This window comes from Streptomyces sp. NPDC002463, from assembly GCF_042889835.1.
In the GTDB taxonomy this organism is placed as follows: domain Bacteria; phylum Actinomycetota; class Actinomycetes; order Streptomycetales; family Streptomycetaceae; genus Streptomyces; species Streptomyces nymphaeiformis.
The window spans coordinates 259,654-281,813 of sequence record NZ_JBIARL010000010.1; the positions used below are offsets into that span (position 1 = coordinate 259,654).

General features: G+C 73.1%; 24 protein-coding genes. 10 read left to right on the top strand and 14 right to left on the bottom strand.

Going from position 1 to position 22,160, the window contains the following annotated elements:
* Positions 1–41: 41 nt before the first annotated feature.
* The 3 genes from ACFYX3_RS21920 (at position 42) to ACFYX3_RS21930 (ending at position 3,033) form a co-directional block, all read left to right on the top strand.
* Positions 42–980: an ATP-binding cassette domain-containing protein gene (locus ACFYX3_RS21920; RefSeq protein WP_352024623.1), complete on the top strand. Its 939-nt coding sequence runs from the start codon at positions 42–44 to the stop codon at positions 978–980.
* Complete coding sequence (locus tag ACFYX3_RS21925) at positions 977–1,753, top strand: ABC transporter permease (RefSeq protein ID WP_116161803.1); 777 nt, start codon at positions 977–979, stop codon at positions 1,751–1,753. Before ACFYX3_RS21920 ends, ACFYX3_RS21925 begins: the two co-directional genes overlap by 4 nt.
* 83 nt (positions 1,754–1,836) lie before the next feature.
* Positions 1,837–3,033: a CaiB/BaiF CoA transferase family protein gene (locus ACFYX3_RS21930; RefSeq protein ID WP_389015783.1), complete on the top strand. Its 1,197-nt coding sequence runs from the start codon at positions 1,837–1,839 to the stop codon at positions 3,031–3,033.
* A gap of 171 nt (positions 3,034–3,204) precedes the next feature.
* Here ACFYX3_RS21930 and ACFYX3_RS21935 read toward each other — a convergent pair whose 3' ends face one another.
* Positions 3,205–3,477 (bottom strand): hypothetical protein, encoded by a 273-nt coding sequence (locus ACFYX3_RS21935; protein WP_116161802.1) that lies wholly within the window; start codon positions 3,475–3,477, stop codon positions 3,205–3,207.
* Positions 3,478–3,789: 312 nt separating this feature from the next.
* Between ACFYX3_RS21935 and ACFYX3_RS21940 the strand changes: the two genes are divergently transcribed.
* The gene (locus ACFYX3_RS21940) at positions 3,790–4,743 is read left to right on the top strand and encodes a protein kinase (protein ID WP_389015787.1); all 954 of its coding nucleotides are present in this window, start codon (positions 3,790–3,792) and stop codon (positions 4,741–4,743) included.
* On the opposite strand, the gene ACFYX3_RS21945 is transcribed toward ACFYX3_RS21940, so the two are convergent.
* A complete protein-coding gene (locus tag ACFYX3_RS21945; RefSeq protein ID WP_389015790.1) occupies positions 4,727–5,533 on the bottom strand; it encodes an SGNH/GDSL hydrolase family protein in 807 nt (268 codons plus the stop codon). The two genes, ACFYX3_RS21940 and ACFYX3_RS21945, sit on opposite strands and share 17 nt — an antisense overlap.
* Before the next feature lie 209 nt (positions 5,534–5,742).
* On the opposite strand from ACFYX3_RS21945, the gene ACFYX3_RS21950 reads away from it, so the two are divergent.
* The gene (locus ACFYX3_RS21950) at positions 5,743–6,843 is read left to right on the top strand and encodes a DUF5925 domain-containing protein (RefSeq protein ID WP_382660420.1); all 1,101 of its coding nucleotides are present in this window, start codon (positions 5,743–5,745) and stop codon (positions 6,841–6,843) included.
* Between the two features lie 100 nt (positions 6,844–6,943).
* Here the strand turns inward: ACFYX3_RS21950 and ACFYX3_RS21955 are convergent, their stop codons facing one another.
* Complete coding sequence (locus tag ACFYX3_RS21955) at positions 6,944–7,318, bottom strand: GntR family transcriptional regulator (RefSeq protein ID WP_116161798.1); 375 nt, start codon at positions 7,316–7,318, stop codon at positions 6,944–6,946.
* 74 nt (positions 7,319–7,392) lie between these two features.
* Between ACFYX3_RS21955 and ACFYX3_RS21960 the strand changes: the two genes are divergently transcribed.
* Both ACFYX3_RS21960 and ACFYX3_RS21965 read left to right on the top strand, forming a co-directional pair.
* Entirely contained in the window at positions 7,393–8,316 is a 924-nt protein-coding gene (locus ACFYX3_RS21960; protein WP_389015794.1) for a GNAT family N-acetyltransferase, read from the top strand.
* Positions 8,297–8,776, top strand: a complete 480-nt coding sequence (locus ACFYX3_RS21965) for a DUF402 domain-containing protein (protein WP_376593387.1) — start codon at positions 8,297–8,299, stop codon at positions 8,774–8,776. Before ACFYX3_RS21960 ends, ACFYX3_RS21965 begins: the two co-directional genes overlap by 20 nt.
* On the opposite strand, the gene ACFYX3_RS21970 is transcribed toward ACFYX3_RS21965, so the two are convergent.
* The 4 genes from ACFYX3_RS21970 to ACFYX3_RS21985 form a co-directional block, all read right to left on the bottom strand.
* Entirely contained in the window at positions 8,773–9,183 is a 411-nt protein-coding gene (locus ACFYX3_RS21970; protein ID WP_389015799.1) for a DUF6299 family protein, read from the bottom strand. The genes ACFYX3_RS21965 and ACFYX3_RS21970 overlap by 4 nt on opposite strands.
* A 112-nt stretch (positions 9,184–9,295) precedes the next feature.
* A complete protein-coding gene (locus ACFYX3_RS21975) occupies positions 9,296–10,792 on the bottom strand; it encodes a tripartite tricarboxylate transporter permease (RefSeq protein WP_389015802.1) in 1,497 nt (498 codons plus the stop codon).
* Positions 10,793–10,795: 3 nt separating this feature from the next.
* Complete coding sequence (locus ACFYX3_RS21980) at positions 10,796–11,326, bottom strand: tripartite tricarboxylate transporter TctB family protein (RefSeq protein WP_389015805.1); 531 nt, start codon at positions 11,324–11,326, stop codon at positions 10,796–10,798.
* Positions 11,323–12,306 carry a Bug family tripartite tricarboxylate transporter substrate binding protein gene (locus ACFYX3_RS21985; RefSeq protein ID WP_389015808.1) on the bottom strand — a complete coding sequence of 328 codons (984 nt, stop codon included), beginning with the start codon at positions 12,304–12,306 and terminating at the stop codon, positions 11,323–11,325. The genes ACFYX3_RS21980 and ACFYX3_RS21985 overlap by 4 nt, the downstream gene beginning before the upstream one ends.
* A 133-nt stretch (positions 12,307–12,439) precedes the next feature.
* On the opposite strand from ACFYX3_RS21985, the gene ACFYX3_RS21990 reads away from it, so the two are divergent.
* Together ACFYX3_RS21990 and ACFYX3_RS21995 are read left to right on the top strand one after the other, a co-directional pair.
* Positions 12,440–13,108, top strand: a complete 669-nt coding sequence (locus ACFYX3_RS21990; RefSeq protein ID WP_376593377.1) for a response regulator — start codon at positions 12,440–12,442, stop codon at positions 13,106–13,108.
* A 123-nt stretch (positions 13,109–13,231) separates the two neighbouring features.
* On the top strand, positions 13,232–14,185 hold the full coding sequence (locus tag ACFYX3_RS21995; RefSeq protein ID WP_389015813.1) for a lytic polysaccharide monooxygenase: 954 nt from the start codon (positions 13,232–13,234) through the stop codon (positions 14,183–14,185).
* Here ACFYX3_RS21995 and ACFYX3_RS22000 read toward each other — a convergent pair.
* Complete coding sequence (locus ACFYX3_RS22000) at positions 14,182–15,072, bottom strand: esterase/lipase family protein (RefSeq protein ID WP_389015816.1); 891 nt, start codon at positions 15,070–15,072, stop codon at positions 14,182–14,184. The genes ACFYX3_RS21995 and ACFYX3_RS22000 overlap by 4 nt on opposite strands.
* A gap of 155 nt (positions 15,073–15,227) precedes the next feature.
* The gene (locus ACFYX3_RS22005) at positions 15,228–15,527 is read right to left on the bottom strand and encodes a hypothetical protein (protein ID WP_389015819.1); all 300 of its coding nucleotides are present in this window, start codon (positions 15,525–15,527) and stop codon (positions 15,228–15,230) included.
* Between the two features lie 423 nt (positions 15,528–15,950).
* Between ACFYX3_RS22005 and ACFYX3_RS22010 the strand changes: the two genes are divergently transcribed.
* Positions 15,951–16,988 carry a DUF3533 domain-containing protein gene (locus ACFYX3_RS22010; protein WP_389015822.1) on the top strand — a complete coding sequence of 346 codons (1,038 nt, stop codon included), beginning with the start codon at positions 15,951–15,953 and terminating at the stop codon, positions 16,986–16,988.
* Positions 16,989–17,050: 62 nt separating this feature from the next.
* Here the strand turns inward: ACFYX3_RS22010 and ACFYX3_RS22015 are convergent, their stop codons facing one another.
* From ACFYX3_RS22015 to ACFYX3_RS22035, 5 genes are all read right to left on the bottom strand, one after another.
* Positions 17,051–17,932 carry a S1 family peptidase gene (locus tag ACFYX3_RS22015; RefSeq protein WP_376593367.1) on the bottom strand — a complete coding sequence of 294 codons (882 nt, stop codon included), beginning with the start codon at positions 17,930–17,932 and terminating at the stop codon, positions 17,051–17,053.
* Between the two features lie 46 nt (positions 17,933–17,978).
* Positions 17,979–18,833 carry a S1 family peptidase gene (locus tag ACFYX3_RS22020; RefSeq protein WP_389015825.1) on the bottom strand — a complete coding sequence of 285 codons (855 nt, stop codon included), beginning with the start codon at positions 18,831–18,833 and terminating at the stop codon, positions 17,979–17,981.
* Positions 18,834–19,035: 202 nt separating this feature from the next.
* The gene (locus tag ACFYX3_RS22025) at positions 19,036–19,824 is read right to left on the bottom strand and encodes a DUF1684 domain-containing protein (RefSeq protein ID WP_389015828.1); all 789 of its coding nucleotides are present in this window, start codon (positions 19,822–19,824) and stop codon (positions 19,036–19,038) included.
* Positions 19,821–21,125 carry an LLM class flavin-dependent oxidoreductase gene (locus tag ACFYX3_RS22030; RefSeq protein ID WP_389015831.1) on the bottom strand — a complete coding sequence of 435 codons (1,305 nt, stop codon included), beginning with the start codon at positions 21,123–21,125 and terminating at the stop codon, positions 19,821–19,823. The genes ACFYX3_RS22025 and ACFYX3_RS22030 overlap by 4 nt, the downstream gene beginning before the upstream one ends.
* Positions 21,122–22,129: an LLM class flavin-dependent oxidoreductase gene (locus ACFYX3_RS22035; RefSeq protein ID WP_389015834.1), complete on the bottom strand. Its 1,008-nt coding sequence runs from the start codon at positions 22,127–22,129 to the stop codon at positions 21,122–21,124. The genes ACFYX3_RS22030 and ACFYX3_RS22035 overlap by 4 nt, the downstream gene beginning before the upstream one ends.
* Between the last annotated feature and the right edge of the window lie 31 nt (positions 22,130–22,160).

The following is a 22,160-nucleotide window of genomic DNA, read 5'->3' on the forward strand; positions in this document are numbered from 1 at the left end:
CGTAGTTACGTACGCCGTACGTAGTGGGGTATGGTCACACCATGACGACTACGTACGCTGTACTTAGTGAGGGCCTGCGGAAGCGTTACGGCGACGTCCACGCCCTGCGCGGCCTCGACCTCGCCGTCCCCGAGGGCACGGTCTGCGGCGTCCTCGGCCCCAACGGCGCCGGCAAGACCACCGCCGTCCGCGTCCTCACCACCCTGGTCGCACCCGACGGCGGCAGCGCGCGGGTCGCGGGCCACGACGTGGTGCGCGACCCCGCGGGGGTACGGAAGCGGATCGCGGTCACCGGGCAGTACGCCTCGGTCGACGGCGACCTCACCGGCGCCGAGAACCTGCGCCTCTTCGCCCGCCTCCTGCGCGCCCCGCGCTCCCGCGCCGACGAGCTCCTGGAGCGCTTCGGCCTGACCGCGGCGGCCGGACGGCCCGCCCGCACCTACTCCGGCGGCATGCGCCGCCGCCTCGACCTGGCCGCGAGCCTGCTCGTGCCGCCGCGGGTGCTCTTCCTCGACGAGCCCACGACCGGACTCGACCCGCACAGCCGGAACGGGATCTGGGACGCCGTACGCGAGCTGGCCGAGCAGGGCACGACCGTGCTGCTGACCACCCAGTACCTGGAGGAGGCCGACCAGCTCGCCGACGACATCGTGCTGATCGACGAGGGGCGGGCCGCGCAGCGCGGCACCCCGGCCGAACTGAAGGCGCTGGTCGGCAGCTACGCCGAGGTCGTCGTCGCCGACCCGTCCTCCCTCGAAGCGGCCGCGTGCGTCCTCGACCAGCTGACCGGTTCGGCGCCCGTCCTGGACGCCGAGCGGCGCACGGCCGGCGCGGTGACCACGGACACCACGCTCACCCTCCCCCGGATCGTCCGGGAGATCGACGCCGCCGGGGTCCACATCGTCGACGCCTCCCTGCGCCCGCCCACCCTCGACGAGGTGTTCCTGCGCCTCACCGACCGGAAGGAGCTCGTCGCGTGAGCGCCCTCGTGCACGACGGGACCGCCGTCCTCGGCCGCCACCTCCAGCGGATCAGGCACGCGCCCGCGATCACGGTCATGACCCAGACGATGCCGATCGTCTTCCTGCTCTTCTTCGGGTACGTCTTCGGCAGCGCGCTCGCCGCCCCCGGGGCCGAGTACCGGGCCTTCCTGGTGCCCGGCATGCTCGTCGCGACGGCCGCGGGCGGCCTGATGACGGGCATGTTCCAGGCCGCGCAGGACTCGCACCGGGGCGTCATGGACCGCTTCCGCACCATGCCGGTGAGCCGCGCCGCCGTCCCCCTCGGTCAGGCCCTCGCCGACCTGCTCGCGAGCGCCGTCGGCACGGTCCCGCTGATCCTGGTCGGCCTCGCCATGGGCTGGCGGATCGACGGCACCCTCCCCGAGGCCCTGGGCGCCTTCGGCCTGCTGCTCCTCTTCCGCTTCGCGACGACCTGGGTCGGCATCCTGCTCGGCCTGGCCTCGAAGAGCGAGGAGGCGGCCGGACAGCTGGGCAGCGCGACCTTCATGCTGCCGCTGCTCTCCAACGCGTACATCCCCACCGACGGCATGCCCGGCTGGCTGCGGACGATCGCCGAGTGGAACCCCATCTCGGCGGTCACCACGGCGGTGCGGGACCTCTTCGGCAACGCGCCGATCCCCACGGACGCGGCCTGGCCGGTGGCCCACCCGGTCGCGGGCGCGCTGCTCTGGTCCCTCGGCCTCGTCGCCGTCTTCGCGCCGCTCGCGGTGCGGAGGTACGCCCGGGGGTGACGAGGGCCGTGGCGGCCGGCAGCGGCCCGGGTGACGAAGACCCCGGTGACAAAGGGCGGCCCGGCACGGTAGGCAGGGCGGTCATGAGCACTCAGCCACTCCCCCTCGCCGGGATCACGGTCGTCGCCGTCGAGCAGGCCGTCGCCGCGCCCTTCGCCACCCGCCAGCTCGCCGACCTCGGCGCCCGCGTCGTCAAGATCGAGCGTCCCGACGGCGGCGACTTCGCCCGGGGGTACGACACGGCCGCCCAGGGGCTCGCCTCCCACTTCGTGTGGTGCAACCGCGGCAAGGAGTCGGTGGCGGTCGACCTCAAGGACCCCCGGGGCCTGGCGCTCGTCCGGCGGATGGTGGCGGGCGCCGACGTCTTCGTGCAGAACCTCGCGCAGGGCGCGGCGGCCCGCCTCGGCCTCGACGCGGCCACCCTGTGCGCGGCGCACCCGCGGCTGATCGCGGTGGACGTCTCGGGGTACGGCGCTGGGGGACCGTACGCGCACAAGCGGGCGTACGACATGCTCGTCCAGTGCGAGGCCGGCCTGGTGTCGGTCACCGGCACGCCCGAACAGCCGGTCAAGTCCGGGATCCCGGCCGCCGACATCGCGGCCGGGATGTACGCGTTCTCCGGGGTCCTCGCCGCCCTCGTCCGGCGCGGCACGACCGGCCGGGGCGGTCCGGTGGAGGTCTCCCTGCTCGACTCGCTGGCCGAGTGGATGGGGCATCCGCTGCACCACGGGATGCACGGGGGCACGGCCCCGGCGCGCACGGGGCTCGCGCACGCGGTGATCGCCCCGTACGACGCCTATCCGACGGCGGACGGCGGTCTCGTCCTGCTCTCCGTGCAGAACGACCGGGAGTGGCGGCGGCTCGCCGAGCAGGTCCTCGGCCGGCCCGAGCTGGCCGGGGACCCGGAGTTCGCGACGAACACGGCGCGGGTGGCGGGGCGTGCGGCGACGGACGCGGTGGTCGCGGCGGTGCTCGCCCCGCTGACGGCGGCGGAGGCGCTGGCCCGGCTCGACGCGGCGGGCGTCGCCTGCGCCCGGCTCAACTCGGTCGCGGAGCTCGCGGATCACCCGCAGCTGACGGCCCGTGACCGGTGGCGGGAGGTGGAGTCCCCGGTGGGGCCGCTGCGCGCGCTGCTGCCGCCGATCGTCTTCCCGGACGCGCCGGAGCCCCGGATGGACCGGATCCCGTCCCTCGGCCAGGACACGGACGAGGTGCTGACGGAGCTCGGGGTGCCGGAGGCGGAGCTGAAGGAGCTGCGGGGCGCGGGGGTGATCGCCTGACGTCGCCCGCCGGGGAGCGGGTCGGGTGCTCCGGGCACGGGGGAGGTCCCGGGCACTTGAGCGGGCCCAGGTGGATGAGAACCCCCGGGCACGACGGAACGCCGGACGGGCGGGGACACGTCCGGCGGGGTCGTGGTCGGGGCCGTGCGGGCGGCGGTGGTGCCGTCCGGGCTAGTGGCGCGTGCCGAAGAGCGAGCGGCGCAGTCGGCGGAGCGGGGCGAAGAGCGAGACCCGCGCGCTGCGGCTGCGGTGGCTGTGCACCGGCACCTCGCGCGTACGCGTCGTCAGTTCCCGCATGAGCAGCGTCGCCTCGGCCACCTCGCGCTGGGGCACGGCGGGGCCGCCGAGCACCGCGAGATGGCGGTCGAGTCGCGAACTGGTCGCGCTGCTCCCGCAGGTGATGGCAGGCACTCGCGGCCTGCTGCGCATTGCTATCTGTTCCATGTCACTCCCCACCCGTACAAGGGCACCCGGCCCGGGCAGGTTAACCCTATCGCTCCATCGTGACACCCGTGTATCCCACCGGCGGGATTCACCACACTTGTACGGGGGTTGACGGTGACTGTCCGAATCCATCTGATTCCAGGGCGAGTTGGACAGCACTCGAACACCTGCCGAACCATCACGAACCATCCTGCACTCCGGACCGCCGTCCACGGACACGAGGACGGGTGTGATCTCCACCACCAAGATCGTCGCGAGCCCTCGCACCGCGCGACCGGAGCCTTGGAGACGCCCCTCGGCTACCGTGGATCCATGACGGTGATCGCGGGTCGTTACCGGCTGCTCGACGTTCTCGCCGAGGGGGCGACGGGCACCGTCTGGCGCGCCCTGGACGAGACGGACCGCCGCGAGGTGGCGCTCAAGGAGTTCCGCGCCCCCTCCGGACTGCCGGCGGACGAGGTTCCCCTGCTGTACGCGCGCCGGGAGCGCGAGGCGCGGGCCGCGGCGCGGATCTCCCACCCCTCTGTCGTACGGGTCCTCGGCGTGGCCACGGAGGACGGCCGGCCGTGGGTCGTCATGGAGCCGGTCCGCGGCCTCACCCTCGCCGAGACGGTCGACGCGGACGGTCCGCTGCCCGCGCGCGAGGCGGCGCGCGTCGGCGCCGAGGTCCTCGCGGGCCTGCGGGCCGCCCGGGAGGCGGGCGTACCGCGCCGGGGCGTACGGCCCGAACAGGTGCTGCTGGCGAACGACGGGCGGGTCGTGGTCACCGGCTTCGGCGGCGCTCCTGACGACCCCACGGGCCCGGAGGCGGATCTGCGCTCCCTCGGGGCGCTCCTGGTGGCGGTGGCGGACGACCGGCCCGGGCCGCTGGGCGCGCTGATCGACCGGTTGACGGACGAGGACCTCACCGTGACGGCGGATCAGGCCGAGCGCGAGCTGCACCGGCTGGCCGCGGGCGGCACACCGAGGGCGGAGGCGGCGCCGGCGGCCGCGGCATCTCCCCGGATCAGCCGCGGCGACGACGACGGCAGCGGGGCACGCGCCGGGACCTCACGGGCACCCCGGCCGGCGAAGCGGCCGCCACGGGCGGCGCCCCGCCGCTTGCCCGTCCTGGTGGCCGGGATCGTCGGGGCGCTGCTGATCGCGGGTGCGCTGACCTATCAGGCGGTACGGGACGACGGGCCGGGGACCGGGCCCGGGCCGGGCGGTGTCACGAGCACCGCTCCGGCCGAGCCCGGCAAGGGGACGGCTACAGAGCCCCGTTGAAGGAGGGCAGGTAGCCGCTGGACTGCCCGGCGGCGGTCGGGTGGTACGACTCGCCGATGTTGAGCCAGTTGACGCTGTGCAGCCAGGACGAGCTCGAGCAGATCTCGTGGCCCGTGAAGGCCGGGACGACGCTCGCGAAGGTGAAGCCGTGGTCGGCCGCGCGCTTGGCGGTGGCCGCGTTGAGGTAGTCGGAGGCGTTGTTGATGGCGCTGCGCTCGTTCTCGCTCAGGCCGGCGATGCAGCTGCCGCCGAGCTGGTAGAAGCGCGGGTAGCCGAGGACGACCACATGGGCGGCGGGCGCCTTGGCCCGGATGGCGTCGTAGACGGAGTCGAGCTTGCCGGGGAGCGTGGAGTCCACGTAGGCCTTGGCTTGATTCACGCGGTTGATGCACGTGGCCTCGGACTGGAGCACACAGGTCGTCATGACGTCGGCGAAACCGGCGTCATTTCCCCCGATCGTGATGGAGACCAGGTCGGTGGCGGCCGAGAGGGGTCCGAGCTGATTCGCGGTCACATCACCCGTTCGGGCGCCGGAGCAGGCGGTGAAGGCGAACGAGGAGGGGCCGTTCGCGTTCTTCCACAGGACCGGATACGCCTTCGTGGAGCGCTTGCAGTCGCCGCTGGCGCTGTCGTAACTCCCTGAGCCGACACCGGAGGAGTAGGAGTCCCCCAGGGCCACGTAGTCGAGCGCGGCGGTCTCGGCCGCCTGGGCTGCGCCCGCCCCGGTGAGGGTGAGGACGGCGCCGAGGAGGAGCGAGGACGAAAGGGCGGCAAAACGGGGCAGTCTCATGGAACCTCCCTGTAGCAGGATCTCTGCGCTACCAGGTAGTAGCATCGGATCGGCCGGACCGGAAGTGTTCATGTCAAAAGTAGGGACGGGAGTGATTCGAGCCTCCGTCAGGAACCGTCGAGATCCGGCCACTCCAGGAAGCGGATCCTCCGCTCCCTCCGACCTCAAAACCCGGTGCGCGGCCCGGGCGGTTGTCCGATCATGGGCGCATGTCTGACACCCCGTCCGTCCCGCCCGCCACGCTGCCCGTCGTCGTCAACCTCGACGACAGCGACTCACCGGGCGACGTCCTGGACGCGCTGTTCCTCGACCGCTTCGCGACCGGCGAGCAGCCGCACGCGCACAGCACCACCCTGGACAGGGCGAAGCCCGACGCGACGCTGCTCCCGGAAGGGGCGCGGGTGCTGCGGGCCGCCAAGGACGACGACCGCAGCTCGGTGCTCGCCGAGGGCGAGGGCTGGACGATCCTCTCCTCCCGCTGGAACCGGCGCGCGGACGTGACCGTCACCGCGACCGACCCGGAGCTGGCGAAGCGGATCCTCGCCGAGGCCACGGACGGGGCGAAGGACGAGCCGGAGCCCGAGCCCGACGACGTGACGATGGGCTTCTGGTACGTGGCTCCGCAGCGCGGCCCGCGTCGTATGACCCGGGCGATCAGCGCCGGGACCTGGGAGGAGGTCCGGCCCAACTACTCGGCCCCGGTGGCCGATGCGATGGACCGCCTGATGAAGGTCACCCCGGAGGACGTCACCGGCCGGCTCCTGCTGCTGCACGGCCCGCCGGGCACCGGCAAGACCTCGGCGCTGCGGACGCTGGCCCGGGCGTGGCAGGACTGGTGCCAGGTGGACTGCGTGCTCGACCCGGAGCGGCTCTTCAACGACATCGGCTATCTGATGGACATCGCCATCGGCGAGGACGACGGCACGTCGAAGGAGCGCTGGCGGCTGCTGCTCCTGGAGGACTGCGACGAGCTGATCCGGGGCGGGGCGAAGCACACGGCGGGGCAGGCCCTGTCGCGGCTGCTCAACCTCACGGACGGGCTGCTCGGCCAGGGGCGCAACGTCCTGGTCGGCGTCACCACCAACGAGGACCTGGAGCGGCTGCACCCGGCGGTGGTGCGGCCGGGCCGCTGCCTGGCCCGCATCGAGGTCGGGCCGCTGAGCCGGGCCGAGTCGGTGGAGTGGCTCGGCCGCGAGGAGGACGTGCCGCGCGAGGGCGCGACGCTGGCGGAACTGTTCGCGCTGCGCCGCGGCACGCCCTCGACGGACCTCCCGGAACCCCGCACGGCGGGGGCGGGGCTGTACCTGTAGCGGGTACGGACGCGTGGGCCTCGCACGCCGGCCCGTACGGGCGCGTCGGCTTCACACGCCGGCCCGTACGGACCCGCCGGTCGCCGTGCCTACCGGCCCGTCAGTCGTCGTACGCCGCCCGCAAGGCCTCGTTCAGCGCCGCTTCCGCGGCCTCGCGGGTGAGTCCCAGACGGCGGGCCTCCTCGGCGTACTGGGCGGCGGCGGTGGCGGCCCGGCGGGTCGCCGCGTCGCCGGCGGCGGCGACGAAGGTGCCGTGGCGCCCGCGCGTCTCGATGACTCCGTCCGCCTCCAGGGCCTTGTACGCCTTGGCGACCGTGTTCGCGGCGAGGCCGAGCTGCTCCGCGAGCCCCCGTACCGTCGGCAGCTTGTATCCGACCGGCAGTCTGCCCGACCGGGCCCGCTCCGAGATCTGGGCACGCAGTTGTTCGTAAGGAGCGGTGGTGGATCCGTGGTCCACGGCGATGGTGAGTGTCACCCCGCCGATTCTGCCCCCACCCCACCCGAAAATGGGAGGCGGTGGTGCGTCCCGCGCCCGTAGCGTGCCACCACATGACTGTGATCGTCCGTGATGTACGGCCCCCGGACACCGAGGGCTTCGCCCGGGTCCGCCGGGCGGCGCTCCCCTTCATGCTCGCGACCGCCGAGCAGGTCGCGTACGACTGGGCGCACGCCCATCCCGACAGCCACGCCCGCCCGCTGGTCGCCGTGACCGGGGACGGCACGATCATCGGGACGGCGCAGCTGAGGATCGCCCATGACGCCCCGGAGCCCGGAATCGGCTCCGTCAACGTGTACGTGGACCCCGCGCACCTGGGGCGGGGCGCCGGGACGCTGCTGCTTCGCGCCGCCGAGGAGCACCTGGAGGAGCGGGGCGCGCGGACGCTGTACAGCTGGGTGCTGGACACGCCGGAGAACCGGGCCTGGGCCGGGCGGCGGGGCTACTCCCCCAGCCGCTCCGCCCACTTCCTGCGGCTCGACCTCGCGCGGGCCGCACTGCCGCCGCTCCAGGACCCGCCGACCGGTGTCGAGCTGCGCACGGCCGAGGACTTCGCGGCCGATCCCCGGCCGCTGTTCGAACTCGACGCGATAACGACAGCGGACGAGCCGGGGGACGTGGGCGCGGAGCTGGACGACTACGCGCACTGGCGGGAGACCACCTGGGAGCACCCGCACCTCGACCGGGCGCTGACGACGGTCGTGGTGGTGGACGGGGTGCCGGCGGCGTTCAGCGCGGCGCAGACGGACGGTCTGGGGCGGTACTGCTCCGGGATGACCGGCACCGCGCCGGCGTACCGGGGCCGGGGGCTCGCGAAGCTGGCCAAGACCGCCTCGCTGCACCGGGCGAGGGCCGCGGGCTGCGTGGAGGCGTTCACGAGCAACGACGCCGGCAACGGACCGATGCTGGCGATCAACACATGGTTCGGTTACGAGATCGGCGCGACGGAGGTACGGCATGTCCGGACGATCGGTTGAGATCACCCTGACGAAGGCGGGGCGGACGAAGATCCGCTATCCGGCGGAGGTGCTGACGGAGGAGGGCGCCCGGCTGTCGGTGCGGGCCCCGTGGGCTGCCGAGGGGGTGCGGGACTTCGGTTTCGTGCGCTTCGAGCCCGGTGACGTGTTCGTGGAGCACTACTGGCGCGACCGCTGGTTCACGGTCAAGGAGGTGTGGTCGGCCGACGGCGCCCTGAAGGGCTGGTACTGCGACATCACGCGGCCGGCCGTGATCGACGGGTCCGGGGTGGTGGTCGAGGACCTGGACCTGGACCTGTGGGTGTCCGCGGACGGCAGCGAGGTGCTGCGGCTCGACGAGGACGAGTTCGCGGCGAGCGGCCTCGCCGCCTCCGACCCGGAGGCGGCGGCACGCGCCGTGGTGGCCCTCGACGAGCTGGAACTGCTCGGCCGGGAGGGCCTGATCGATCTGCTGGCCTAGCGCAGTTCGACGTCCGCCTGCTCCTTGGTGAGGAAGCCCGGCAGCGGCAGGCCCGACGGGCCGGCCGTGAGCTGTACGAGGGAGGCTTCGACGTGGGCGGCGCCCGGCTGGTAGGCCGGCTCCTTCACGACGGCGCTGTTGCTCCAGGTGTGGAGGTGTCCGTCGCATACGGCGCGGGTGCCGCCGATGCCGGTGGAGCGGGTCCCCTGCTTGAGGGTGGAGCTGACGAAGACGGGTCCTTCGCTGTCGTCGAGGCAGCGGTACGTGCCGGAGACGGTGACCGTGCTGTCGGCGGCGACGGTGCCGTACTCGTCGACGGTGAGGCCGTCGGCCCCTCCCGCGTGGGCGAGGGGGGCGACGGCGGCGGTGAGCAGGGCTGCTGCGGCGAGGACGAGTCGGACGCGCATGAACGGGGTCCCTTCGGGGGTGGGGGGAAGATGCTGCCCGCCAGGGATACCGGATCCGGCCGCCGACTGACCGAATCTCACCCCATCGGGGGCGAGTTGGACATGGGGGCACTCATACCGTCGTACGGTCGGTGCGCCGTGCCGCCTTCCTCACGAGCGGCCAGGCGAGCAGCACCAGGACGACCGTGTAGACGGTGACCGAGAACGGGGTGTTCACCAGGCCGGCCAGGGAGCCGTCGCTGATCTGGAGGGCGCGGCGCAGCTGCTGCTCGGCGGCCGGGCCGAGGATGACGCCGATGACGGCCGGCAGCACCGGAAGGCCGTAGCGCCGCATCCCGAGGCCGATCAGGCCGATGACGAGCAGCACGACCAGGTCGAGCGCCTCGCCGCCCACCGCGTACGCGCCGACGGCGGCGAAGAAGAGGATGCCGGCGTACAGGTACGGGCGCGGGATGCGCAGCAGCTTGGCCCAGACGGGGGCGAGCGGCAGGTTGAGCGCGAGCAGCAGCACCATGCCGACGAACAGCGAGGCGATGAGGCCCCACACCAGTTCGGGTTCCCGCTCGAAGAGGAGCGGGCCCGGCTGGATGCCGTACTGCTGGAACGCGGCCAGCATCACGGCGGCGACGGCGGTCGTGGGCAGCCCGAGGGTCAGCATGGAGACGAGCGTGCCGGCGGCCGAGGCCGAGGCGGCGGACTCGGGTCCGGCCACGCCCTCGATGGCGCCCTTGCCGAACTGCTCCCTGTGCTTCGAGAGCCGCTTCTCCGTGACGTACGAGAGGAAGGTCGGGATCTCCGCGCCGCCGGCCGGGATCGCACCGAACGGGAAGCCGATGGCGGGGCCGCGCAGCCAGGACTTCCAGGTGCGCTTCACGTCGTCCCTGCCGAGCCAGGGGCGGCCTACCGGGATGGCCTCCCCCGCCGTGCGGCGCAGGTGCGCGGCGACCCAGAGGGCCTCGCCGATCGCGAAGAGGCCGACCGCGACGATGACGACGTCGATGCCGTCGGCGAGCTGGAGCGAGCCGAAGGTGAGGCGCTGCTGCCCGGTCATCTGGTCGAGGCCGACGAGGCCGATGGTGAGGCCGATGAGCAGGGAGGCGAGGCCGCGGATGCGGGAGGAGCCGAGGACGGAGGTCACCGCGATGAAGGCGAGGACCATGAGGGCGAGGTAGTCGGGGGCGCCGATGTCGACGGCGAGCGCGGCGACGGTCGGGGCGAGGACGACGAGAAGGGTCGTGCCGATCATGCCGCCGGCGAAGTGGCCGATCGCGGCGGCCGCGAGGGCCTGTGCGCCGCGCCCGGACTTGGCCATCGGGTTGCCCTCGATGGCGGCGACGACGGCGGCGCTCTCGCCGGGGGTGTTGAGGAGGATCGAGGTGGTGGAGCCGCCGAACATGGCGCCGTAGTAGATGCCGGCGAACATGATGAACGCGCCGGTCGGTTCGAGTCCGTAGGTCACCGGGAGCAGCAGGGCGACGGCCATGGCGGGGCCGATGCCGGGCAGGACGCCGATGGCGGTGCCGAGGAGGACGCCGATGGCGGCCCACAGCAGGTTGATCGGGGTGAGGGCGGTCCCGAAGCCGTCGATGAGGGAGTTCAGGGAATCCATGGGTCAGATCACTCCCATCAGCGGGCCGCCGGGCAGCGGGACGCCGAGCAGCTGGTCGAAGACGGCGTAGGTGAGGAGCGAGAGGACGGCCGCGATCAGCGGGTCGCGGTGGAGGTGCCGGCTGCCGAGGGCATAGGCCGCGCCCCAGAAGAGGAGGGCGCCGGCGATCGGGAATCCGAGGGGGCCGATGAGGACGGCGAAGGCGAGGAACACGCCGGCGAGGAGCAGGACGGTGCGCCAGTCGGCGGGCTCGGCCAGGTCGACGTCCTCGCCGCCCTCGGCCTCTCCCCGGCCGCCGCGCAGCACGTCGACGGTGAGGAGGACGGCGACGACGAGGAGGCCGCAGCCGACGACGAGGGGGACGGTCCCCGGTCCGACCGGACCGCGTCCGGCGACGTCGGCGTCGAGGGTGAGGGCGTCGGCGAGGACGAGGACGCCGAGGAGGAACAGGAGGGCGCCGACGCCGAGTTCGGACCGCCCGCGCAGCACGCTCTTCACGGTGGTCTTCGCGGCGGGCTTCACGGTGGTGGTCACAGTCCCAGCTCCTTGAGGACGGAGCCGACCCGCCGGTCCTGCTCGGTGAGGAAGGTGCCGAACTCCGCGCCGGGCAGGAAGGCGTCGTTCCAGCCGTGGGTCTTCAGCGACTCGCGCCACTGCGGGGAGCCGTGCAGTCCGGTCACCAGGGTGACGAGCTTGTCGCGCTCGGCGTCGGAGAGGCCGGGCGGGGCGACGATGCCGCGCCAGTTGGTGAACTCGGTGTCGAGCCCGGCCTCGCGGAGCGTGGGGGCGTCGAGGCCGGGGACCCGCTTCGGTCCGGTGACGGCGAGGAGGCGCAGCTCCCCCGCCTCGATCTGGTCGAGGTACTCGCCGACGCCGGAGACGCCGAAGCCGACCTTGTTCCCGAGGATGGAGGCGAGGAGTTCGCCGCCGCCGTCGAAGGGCACGTAGTTGACGTCCTTCGGCGCGATCCCGGCGGCCTGGGCCATCAGCATCGGGGCGAGGTGGTCGGGGCCGCCGGGCGAGGAGCCGCCGCCGACGGGCAGCTTGCCGGGGTCCTTCTTCCAGGCCGCGAGCAGCTCCTGGATCGTCCGGTACGGGGAGTCCTTGCCGACCACGACGATGTCCTGCTCCTCGGTGAGCCGGGCGATCGGGGTGGTGTCGGCGAGGGTCCTGGGCGTCTTGTTGGTGTGGACGGCGCCGACGACGCCGAGGCCCATGGACATGGCGAGGCGGCCGTTGCCGCGCTCGCCGACGAGCCGGGTGAGGCCGACGGTGCCGCCCGCGCCGGGCAGGTTGAAGACCTCGACGTCGCCGGTGAGACCGGCTTCCTCGGCGTTCTTCGCGGCGGTGCGGGCGGTGATGTCGTAGCCGCCGCCAGGGGTGTTGGGGACCATGAAGCGCAGGCCGGGTATCGCGGTGCCGGTGTCGGAGCCGGTGCCCGGGCTGAGCAGCGGCGGACCGACGAGCACCAGGAGAGCCGCCCCGAGGAGGGCGAAGGGGGTGCGCAACCGCACGTGTGCCGCCTCTCAGTTGACAGGAGAAGGGATGTGATCCGGCCCACATGTTGCTCCGGCGTTAAGAAGCTGTCTCTCTTCCGCAATCAACGGACGTTGTGGTCGTTGTGGTCGGGACCTAGCGTGGGTCGGCGTGACGAAGGTGCTGGTCGTGGACGACGACTTCATGGTCGCCAAGCTGCACTGCCGCTATGTGTCGGCGGTGGCGGGCTTCACCGTGGCGGGGGTCGCGCACAACGGCGCCGAGGCGCTCCGCCAGGCCGAACTGCTCCGCCCCGACCTGGTCCTCCTGGACGTCTTCCTGCCCGACATGGACGGCGTCCGGGTCCTGCGGGAGCTGCGCGCGGCCGGCCTGGGCATGGACGCGCTCTTCATCACGGCGGCACGGGACGTGGGCACGATCCGCTCCGCGCTGCGCGCCGGGGCCCTGCACTACCTGATCAAACCGTTCACTCCGGCGGCACTGCACGACCAACTACGGCACGTGGCCTCCCTCCGCCACCGCCTCGACGAGCTGGACGAGGCCCGCCAGGAGGACGTCGACCAGATCTTCGGCACCCGCCCCCGCGGCTCCCGCGCACTCCCGAAGGGCCTGGCGGCCCACACGGCCGACCTGGTCGACTCCGTCCTACGCGCCCACCCGGAGGGCCTGTCGGCCACGGAATGCGCCGAAGCCGGCTCCCTCTCCCGCGTGAGCGCCCGCCGCTACCTGGAGTACTTCGCCCAGACGGGCCGCGCGGAGGTCACGCTGCGGTACGGGGGAACGGGGCGGCCGGAGCGGCGGTACCGGCGGATCGGGTAGCTGTTCCTCAGGCACTTCTTTCCTGCGCCTTAACGCGACCCTAAAGGCCCCGATCCGCGCTTCTTCCGGGGCTAGTTTGCTCGGCAACCCCCCACATCACCCTCGTGAAGGAGTTGTCCCCCCATGACCTCTCGCCGTACGGCAACGGGCGCCGCCACCGCCGCTCTGGTTCTGTTCGGTCTCGCCGTCGCGCCCGGTGCCTACGCGCACGGCTCGATGACCGCCCCCGTGAGCCGGGTTTCGGCCTGTTATGCGGAGGGGCCCGAGGCGCCGCGGTCGGCGGCCTGCAAGGCGGCTGTGGCGGCCAGCGGGACGCAGGCGTTCTACGACTGGAACGCGGTGAACATCGGCGACGCGGCCGGGCGGCACCGGCAGTTGATCCCGGACGGCAAGCTGTGCAGCGCGGGCAACGAGAAGTACCGGGGGCTCGATCTGGCGCGGGCCGACTGGCCGGCGAGCCCGATGAAGTCCGGTGCGCACACGTTCCGTTACCGGGGGACCGCTCCGCACAAGGGCTCGTTCGCGCTGTACGTGACGAAGGACGGATACGACCCGACGAAGCCGTTGAAGTGGTCGGACCTGGAGGACCGGCCGTTCGTGACGGTGACCGATCCGGGGATGCAGGACGGTTCCTACGTGTTCCAGGGGACCGTGCCGAAGAAGTCCGGGCGCCATCTCGTCTACTCGATCTGGCAGCGCTCCGACTCCCCCGAGGCGTTCTACACGTGTTCCGATGTGGTGTTCGGGGGGAATGACGGCGGAACCGCTCCGGCGGCCACCGCTCCCGCCCCGACCGCCTCCGCGCCCACCGAAGAGCAGATCGAGGACGGCGCGGACCGGTCCACGGTCGAGCACGGCGGGCACGGCGGGCACGGCGGGCACGGGGCGACGCCCACCGCACCTGCACCCGGCACGGCGGAGCCCGACGCGCCCGGCCCCGCCGCCAGTTCCGGGGTGGAGTTGGCGGAGACCGGTGGCGGCGCCACCACCCCGTATCTCGCAGGTGGTGGCGCCGCCGTCCTCGCGCTCGGTGCGGCCGTGCTCTTCGGGGTGGGCCGGCGGCGGGCCCGAGGCTAGCCGACCACGGAGAGGCAGGTGGTCGGGGTCGCGTGGGCCGGGTCGAGGGCGTTGGCCACCTCGTGGAACGTGACCCGGTCCACCGTGCCGATCGCCACGTGCTCGGAGAGGTCGAGCGCGCACTTGTCCTGGATGAGGACGTTGGTGACGTTCGGGCCGGTCAGGAACTGGGAGCGGTACGGGGTGACGACCTCGTCGTACTGGCTGGCGATGACGTGGTAGCGGACCCCCGGCACCGTGTCGCCGCCCTCGTTGAGCTTGGTGATGAAGTCCGAGCCGGCGATCTGGTCGGCGAGGCCGGGGGTCTTGGAGCTGATGACGTCCTCGGCGCCGGGGAAGTACGGCAGGAGCTTGGTGAGGCCGGACAGGGTGGTGCCGTGGTTGTCGGGCGCGATGCCGACGAGCGTGTTCACCTTCGCGGCGCCGCCGAGGAACTTGAGGTACCAGCGGGGCATCATGCCGCCCTGCGAGTGTCCGACGAGATCGGCCTCGGGGGCGCCGGTGGCGGCGAGGACCCGGTCGACGTAGGTGTCGAGCTGCCCGGCGGACGCGGCGATGGGCCCGAGCCCGTTGAAGAGGGGCACGCCCGGCAGCTGGCCGTAGTCGAGCGAGAAGACGCAGTAGCCCCGGTTGACCAGATAGGGCGCGAGGGCCAGCCAGTTGTCGACGGAGTTCCCGAAGGTGCCGTGGACGAGGACGACGGGCCGCGGGTGAGCGGCGGACGGCTTGCAGCTGAAGTCGTTCCAGCCACGGCTGGGGGCGGTGTCGGCCTGGGCGGCGACGGTGGGGGCGAGGGTGGCGGCGGCGGTGAGCGCGAGCACGGACAGTGCTCTGACGGCGCGCTTCCAGGGCTGACGGGACTGGCGGCGGGGCTTCCAGGGCAGCATCGGGCGATCTCCTTGCGGCTCAAGGGGAAGGTGGGGGTGCTGTGCCCTGCGGTCCGGACCACAAGTGGGGATGCTCTCCGGCCAAGCTACGCACGGGTAGCTTCGGTGGGAAGTTACGCGTCGGTAAAAAGTGCCGTGTCGTCACGACGGCACGGTCAGGCCGCCGGCGAGCCCGGCAGCACCGCCTTCGGTCCGCACTTCGTCCGGGCGCGGTCCGCGACCGCCTCGACGCGGCGGGCCTCGTCGCCGGTCGGGTCGAAGGCCGGCCGGTGGGCGGCGTGTCCGGCGGGGGCGAGGCCCTCGGCGCGCGGGGCGGGGGCGCGGACGCGGGCACGCCGGAGGCCGAAGGAGTCGTGGATCGCGTACGCGAGGGTGCTGAGGCCGCGGGAGTGGCCGGTCGCGCGGGAAGACCGCCGGGTCCTCGACGACCAGGGTGATGCCGGGCCGGGCCTCACGGGCTGTCAGCCGGGCCGGCATCGGGTGGGGCCCGGCGCCGACGACGCAGTCGACGCCGTACAGGGCGCGGGGCGCGGACTCGTCGACGAGGGCGCCGCCCCGGACGGGCGCCCGGTGGGCGGATCCCGGTCGGCGGGAGCGGGCTCGGCGGCGCCGGCCGGCTCGTACGCGAGGTCCACGCCGAACAGGGGACGGCCCCCTCCTTCTCGCACGCCCTGGCGAAGCGGACGAGAGGGCGTCGCGGTCGGTCGGGGCGGGCGCGTCCATGCCCCGCTCGGCGGCGCGAGCGGCGAGGCCTCGTTTTCGAGCATTCGCTCGATACGCAGGAGCGGCCAGGCATCCGGCCCCGCCCACCAGTCGGCGGTCAGCCATTCGGGCGCCTCCCACCTGCGGGGACACCCCCCGCCCCGGAGCGTGGGGGCATGAGCTTCGTCGATGAACTGAAAAGTGCCGTCACCCCACGAGCCGCCCTGCTCGTCGTCGGCGTCTTCGCCCTCCAGCTCCTGTTCATCACCTCGTACGTCGGGGCCCTGCACAATCCGAAACCCACGGACGTCCCCTTCGGCGTGGTCGCCCCCCAGCAGCAGGTCGCCACCGCCGTGACGGACCGGCTGGAGAAGCTGCCCGGCGACCCCTTCGACCCGCGCGTGGTCGCGACCGAGGCCGAGGCCCGGGACCAGATCCTGAACCGGGAGATCGACGGGGCCCTGATCGTCGACCCGCGCGGCCGCACCGACACCCTGCTCGTCGCCTCGGGCGGCGGAAAGGTACTCTCCGCGACCCTGGAGGCGATGATCACGACGCTGGAGGCCGCCAACCAGCGCCTCGTGCGGACCGTCGACGTGGCCCCGTCCTCCTCCCAGGACTTCAACGGCCTCTCCGCCTTCTACCTGGTCATCGGCTGGTGCGTCGGCGGCTACATCTGCGCCGCGATCCTGGCGATCAGCGCGGGCGCCCGGCCCGCGAACCGGGAGCGCGCGATCATCCGCCTCGGAGCCCTGGCGCTCTACGCGGCCCTCGGCGGTCTCGGCGGCGCGATCATCGTCGGTCCGATCCTCGGCGCCCTGCCCGGCAGCGTCGCGGCCCTGTGGGGCCTGGGCACCCTGGTGGTCTTCGCCGTCGGCGCCGCCACCCTCGCCCTCCAGTCCGTCTTCGGGATCGTCGGCATCGGCCTGGCGATCCTGCTCATCGTGATCGCCGGCAACCCGAGCGCGGGCGGCGCCTTCCCGCTGCCGATGCTGCCGCCGTTCTGGCGGGCGATCGGCCCGTACCTGCCGCCGGGCGCGGGCACCTGGGCGGCGCGCTCGATCGCGTACTTCAAGGGCAACGACATGACCGCCTCGATGGTGGTCCTGTCGGTCTGGGCGATGGTCGGCGCGGCCGTCACCCTGGTGATGTCCTCGGTGAAGCGGGAGCGGACGGCGGAGCGGATCCCCCCGGAGGTGCCGGAGCATCCGTAGAACACGCAGAGGGCCCCCCGCGCCGCAACGGGGGGCCTTCCGCATGCCTGGGGGCCGGGGGATCAGTACACGTTGACCCCGTACGCGCTCAGCGCCTCGGTCACGGGCTGGAAGAAGGTCGTCCCGCCCGAGGAGCAGTTGCCGCTGCCGCCCGAGGTGAGGCCGATCGCCTTGCTGCCCGAATAGAGCGGGCCGCCGGAGTCGCCGGGCTCGGCGCAGACGTTGGTCTGGATCATGCCGTAGACGATGTCGCCGCCGCCGTAGTTCACGGTGGCGTTCAGGCCGGTCACCGTGCCGCTGTGGATGCCGGTGGTGGAGCCGCGGCGGGTGACGGACATGCCGACGGTGGCGTTGGCGGCGCTGGTGATGTCGACGCTGCCGACCGTGCCGGACTTGGTGACCGAGGTGTTGGTGTAGCGCACGATGCCGTAGTCGTTGGTCGGGAAGCTCGACCCGGCGGTGGAGCCGAGCACGGTGCTGTGGGTGGAGTTCGACCACCAGGTGCCCGCGCCGTCGGTGCAGTGGCCGGCGGTGAGGAAGTAGTAGTTCCCCGCGCTGTCCTTGACGTTGAAGCCCAGCGAGCAGCGCCAGCTGCTCGCGTAGATGGCGTCGCCGCCGGAGATCAGCTTGTTGAACGTGCCGGGGGTGCGCTCGATGCGCAGGGCTCCGGCGTTGGCCCCGGCCCGGTGCTTGATCTTCGCGATCTCGGCCTGGGAGACGGTGGAGTCGGCGGTGACGACGACCTTGCCGGTGGCGGTGTCGACGCGCCAGGCGGTGCCGGCGACGTCGGCGGCGAGGACGGCGTCGCCCGCCTCGGTGAGCTGGGTGGCGCTGAACGTCTGCGCGGAGTCGGCGTTCGCGGTGGGGACGCCGAGCGTCGCGGCGGCGGCGACGAGACCGGCGGTGAGGGCGAGCAGCCGGAACTTCTTCGTGGGGGTGGTCACTTCTTGTTCCTCCTGTGGGGGGGATCAGTGGGTGTCCGTACGGGGATCAGAAGAGGCTGACGTTGTACTTGGCGAGCGCCTCCGGCACCGGCTGGAAGAAGGTGGTGCCGCCGGTGGAGCAGTTGCCGCTGCCGCCGGAGGTGAGGCCGAGCGCCTTGGTGCCGTCGTACATCGCGCCGCCGGAGTCGCCGGGCTCGGCGCAGACGTTGGTCTGGATCAGGCCCTTCACCGTGCCGCCGCTGGAGTAGTGGACGGTGGCGTTGAGGCCGGTGACCGTGCCGCTGCGGGTGCCGGTGGTGGATCCGGAGCGCTTGACGGACTCGCCCACGTAGGCGTCGGCCGCGGTGAAGCCGCCGGTGTGGGCGAGCGAGGTGTTGTCGTAGCGGACGAGGGCGTAGTCGTTGCCCGGGAAACTGGAGCCGACGGTGGCGCCGATGAGGGTCGACTGCGCCGAGTTGGTGTACCAGGTGTTGGCGACGTTGCCGCAGTGGCCGGCGGTCAGGAAGTAGTACGTGGAGCCGCTGCGCACGTTGAAGCCGAGCGAACAGCGGTAGCCGCCGCCGTAGATGGCGTCGCCGGCGGCGAGCAGGGGCTTGAGGACGCCGGGGGTGCGCTGGACGCGGAGGGCCGCGGCGTCGGCGCCGGCCGCTCTCCGGATCTTGGCGAGGCCGGCGTCGGTGACGGTGGAGTCGGCGGTGACCACGACCCGGCCCGACGCCTGGTCGACGTACCAGGCGGTGCCGCCGACCCCGGCGGCCTCGACGGCGGCGTCGGCGCGGGCGAGCTGGGCGGCTCCTGCGGGACCGGGCGCGGGGGCGGCCTGGGCGCCGGGAAGTCCGAGGGCGGTCGCGGCGGCGAGACCGGCGGCGACGGCGAGCAGGCGGGTGCGGGTTTTCCTCACTGTGCTCCTCCTTCTCGGAAAAAGCGGAGGGCCCGTGGATGTCGGGCCCGTGAGATGCCATCAGGTGACGTGTTCCTGACATGCACCGCCAGTGATAGTGGCCCTCCCGGAGCGGACGCACAAGACCGCCGCACGGACGGGCGCCCCCGGCCGTCCCGGCCGGGGGCGCCCGTCATCCGCGGTTCTCTCGGAGAAGGCCTGCTCAGGCCGGGTTCAGTCGCCTCTCCCCCGCCGCCACCGCGGTGTCGAGCGTGTTCCCGGGCGGCGGGAAGGGGCAGATGAAGTGGTCCGCGAAGGCGCACGGCGGCAGCAGGGCGCGGTTGAGGTCGACCGTCACCGAGCCGTCCTCGGCCGGTGCCTCGGGCCGCAGGAAACGGAAGCGGTAGCTGTCCCGCCCGCTGGTGGCGTCCGCGAAGACCGCCCACAGGGAGCCGTCGTCCTCGACGGCCGCCTGGAGGACGTGCTCCCCTCCGTGCAGCTCGAAGACCAGCTCCCCGGCGAGGCCGAGACCGCGCTCCCGGCCGTCGGCGTTCTCCACCCGTACGCTGCGCGTCTCCCCGTACGGACGGAAGACACCGGGCACCACCCAGCGCTCGTCGTACGGGGTGGCCTCGATGCCCCGGAAGGCGCTGCGCGCCTCCGAGCCGGGATCGAAGTCCCGTACGGCCCAGAGCCCTTCGCGCCGCAGCACCACGAGCCGCCGGCCCGCCGACTCGACCCGGGACTCGTGGATCGGGGCGTGGTCGGCGGTGAGCCGGACCGTGCCCGTGAAGGGCTTGCCGTCGACGGTGATCCCGTCCTCGGCGACGGCTGTCAGGAGGACCTCGTCGCCGTCCTCCCGCCACTCACCGGGAATGGCCGGAATCCGACCCTCGGGGAAGTCCGCGAGCCAGTGGGTGCCCGTGAGGGAGAGCGGGCCGTACGAGGAGGCGACCGCGGCCTCGCGCTGCTCGTGCCAGTGCTGCCAGTCCTGCTGTGGATCCGTGCTCATGGTGTGCCACCTTTCCATACGGGATCGGGAAGGCCGAGGTGCGAGCGCAACGTCGTGCCCGTGTACTCCGTACGGAAGACCCCGCGCTCCTGGAGCAGCGGAACGACCTGGTCGACGAAGTCGTCGAGGCCGCCCGGGGTGAGGTGCGGGACGAGGATGAAGCCGTCGGCGGCGTCGGTGGCGACGAACTCCTCCAGGGCCGCCGCGACCGTCGCCGGGGAGCCCACGAAGGACTGCCGGCCGGTGGACTCGATGACCGTCTGACGGATCGAGAGCCCCTTCGCCTCGGACAGCGCCCGCCACTTCCTCGCCACCGCGACGGGGTCGGCGACCCGCACCCGCCCCTGGACGAGCGTCGAGTCCGGGTCGGGGTCGATGTCCGGAAGCGGCCCGTCGGGATCGTAGCCGGAGAGGTCGCGTCCCCAGACCTGTTCGAGCGCGAGGATCGCGTTCTGCGGGGAGACCTGCTGCCGCCGGATCCCGGCCGCCCGCTCCTGCGCGTCTGCATCGCTGTCGCCGAGGACGTACGTCACCCCCGGCATGATCTTCAGGTCACCGGGCTCCCTCCCGTACCGGGCGAGCCGCCCCTTGACGTCGGCGTAGAACTCCCGGCCGGCCTCCAGGGTCGAGTGCCGGGTGAAGATCACATCGGCGGCGGAGGCCGCGAACTCCCGCCCCTCGGCGGAGTCCCCGGCCTGGATGACGACCGGCTGCCCCTGCGGGGAACGCGGCACGGGGAACGAGCCCTCGATCCGGAACTGTGGCCCGCTGTGGGCGAAGGCCCCCGGCTCCCCGCCCGGGGACCGGGAATCCCACAACTCCCGTACCGCACCGAGGAACTCGGCCGCCCGCGCATACCGGTCGGCACGGTCCAGATAGCCGCCGCGCCGGAAGTTCTCACCGGTGAAGGCGTCGGAAGAGGTGACCACGTTCCAGGCGGCCCGGCCCGCGCTGAGGTGGTCGAGCGAGGCGAGCCGCCGGGCCAGTTCGTACGGCTCGTTGAAGGTGGCGTTCACCGTGGCGGCGAGGCCGAGCCGGTCGGTGACGGCCGCGAGCGCGTTCAGGACGGTGATCGACTCGGGCCGGCCGACGACGTCCAGGTCGTGGATGCGCCCCGCGTGCTCGCGCAGCCGCAGCCCCTCGGCGAGGAAGAAGAAGTCGAAGAGCCCGCGCTCGGCGGTCCTGGCCAGATGCTCGAAGGAGGAGAAGTCGATCTGCGAACCGGAGCGCGGATCGGCCCATACGGTCGTCGAGTTGACGCCGGGGAAGTGCGCGGCGAGACGGATCTGCTTCCGGCTCATGCGGAGGCCCCCGCCTTCGCGTACTGACTGACCGGCCGGGCGAGCCCCAGGTGATCGCGGAGGGTGGTCCCCTCGTAGTCCGTACGGAACAGCCCGCGCTCCCTGAGCCGGGCCACGGTCTCCGAGGTGAACCGCTCCAGATCCCGCTCCCCCACGGCCGGCACGAGATGAAAGCCGTCGACCGCCCCGCCCCCGTGCCAACCGGCGATCAACTCGGCGAGCGCCCCGGCCCCGCCCTCGTACACGTCGAGATCGACGGTCGACGAGAGCAGGACACACAGCTGCCCGGGGTCCCGGCCGTGGGCGCGGGCCCCCCGGTGCAGTTCGGCGCGCAGCGCGGCGGCCTCCTCGGCGGAGGCGGCGCTGATCAGGGCCACGTCGGCGTGGTGGGCCGCGGTGTCGCGGGCGGCCGGGCGGGTGGCGTCGACGACGGTCACCGGGTTGCCCTGCGGGGGCCGGGGCACGATGGAGGGCCCCTTGACCGAGAAGGTCGCGCCCTGGAAATCGACGTGGTGCAGCTTGCGGCGGTCGACGAACCGCCCGGTCGTCACGTCCCGTATCTCGGCGTCGTCCTCCCAGCTGTCCCACAGCTTCCGGGAGACCTCGGCGACCTCGCCGGCCTCCTGCCAGAGCTCGGCGGTGGGCGGCGCGGGGCGGCGGCCGACGAGCCGGGCCTCGGCACCGGTCGGGGAGACCGCGATCCGCCAGCCCGCCCGGCCCCGGCTCACCCAGTCGAGGGTGGCGACGGCGGCCTGGACGTGGAACGGCTCGGTGTGGGTGGTGGTGACGGTCGGCACGAGGCCGACGGAGCGGGTCTCGGGGGCGATCCGGGCGAGGACGGCGAGCGCGTCGAGGCCGGGCCCGGCGAAGGTGTCGTCGTGGGTGAGGAAGTCGAGCGCGGCGGCCTCGGCGAGCCGGGCGAGCGCGAGCGTACGACGGGCGGCGTCGGGCCCGGCGCCCGAGGCGATCTCGGCGGCGAGATGAAGCGGTCGGTCACTGGTCATGCGGGTCTCTCTCGGTACGGGGGAACGGGCC

What these genes read in the sequence shown, in the direction of transcription:
- ACFYX3_RS21920 (WP_352024623.1), top strand. Translation starts at nt 42, where the DNA reads ATGACGACTACGTACGCTGTACTTAGTGAGGGCCTGCGGAAGCGTTAC.
- ACFYX3_RS21930 (WP_389015783.1), top strand. Translation starts at nt 1,837, where the DNA reads ATGAGCACTCAGCCACTCCCCCTCGCCGGGATCACGGTCGTCGCCGTC.
- ACFYX3_RS21935 (WP_116161802.1), bottom strand. Translation starts at nt 3,477, where the DNA reads ATGGAACAGATAGCAATGCGCAGCAGGCCGCGAGTGCCTGCCATCACC.
- ACFYX3_RS21940 (WP_389015787.1), top strand. Translation starts at nt 3,790, where the DNA reads ATGACGGTGATCGCGGGTCGTTACCGGCTGCTCGACGTTCTCGCCGAG.
- ACFYX3_RS21945 (WP_389015790.1), bottom strand. Translation starts at nt 5,533, where the DNA reads ATGAGACTGCCCCGTTTTGCCGCCCTTTCGTCCTCGCTCCTCCTCGGC.
- ACFYX3_RS21950 (WP_382660420.1), top strand. Translation starts at nt 5,743, where the DNA reads ATGTCTGACACCCCGTCCGTCCCGCCCGCCACGCTGCCCGTCGTCGTC.
- ACFYX3_RS21960 (WP_389015794.1), top strand. Translation starts at nt 7,393, where the DNA reads ATGACTGTGATCGTCCGTGATGTACGGCCCCCGGACACCGAGGGCTTC.
- ACFYX3_RS21965 (WP_376593387.1), top strand. Translation starts at nt 8,297, where the DNA reads ATGTCCGGACGATCGGTTGAGATCACCCTGACGAAGGCGGGGCGGACG.
- ACFYX3_RS21970 (WP_389015799.1), bottom strand. Translation starts at nt 9,183, where the DNA reads ATGCGCGTCCGACTCGTCCTCGCCGCAGCAGCCCTGCTCACCGCCGCC.
- ACFYX3_RS21975 (WP_389015802.1), bottom strand. Translation starts at nt 10,792, where the DNA reads ATGGATTCCCTGAACTCCCTCATCGACGGCTTCGGGACCGCCCTCACC.
- ACFYX3_RS21995 (WP_389015813.1), top strand. Translation starts at nt 13,232, where the DNA reads ATGACCTCTCGCCGTACGGCAACGGGCGCCGCCACCGCCGCTCTGGTT.
- ACFYX3_RS22000 (WP_389015816.1), bottom strand. Translation starts at nt 15,072, where the DNA reads ATGCTGCCCTGGAAGCCCCGCCGCCAGTCCCGTCAGCCCTGGAAGCGC.
- ACFYX3_RS22010 (WP_389015822.1), top strand. Translation starts at nt 15,951, where the DNA reads ATGAGCTTCGTCGATGAACTGAAAAGTGCCGTCACCCCACGAGCCGCC.
- ACFYX3_RS22025 (WP_389015828.1), bottom strand. Translation starts at nt 19,824, where the DNA reads ATGAGCACGGATCCACAGCAGGACTGGCAGCACTGGCACGAGCAGCGC.
- ACFYX3_RS22030 (WP_389015831.1), bottom strand. Translation starts at nt 21,125, where the DNA reads ATGAGCCGGAAGCAGATCCGTCTCGCCGCGCACTTCCCCGGCGTCAAC.
- ACFYX3_RS22035 (WP_389015834.1), bottom strand. Translation starts at nt 22,129, where the DNA reads ATGACCAGTGACCGACCGCTTCATCTCGCCGCCGAGATCGCCTCGGGC.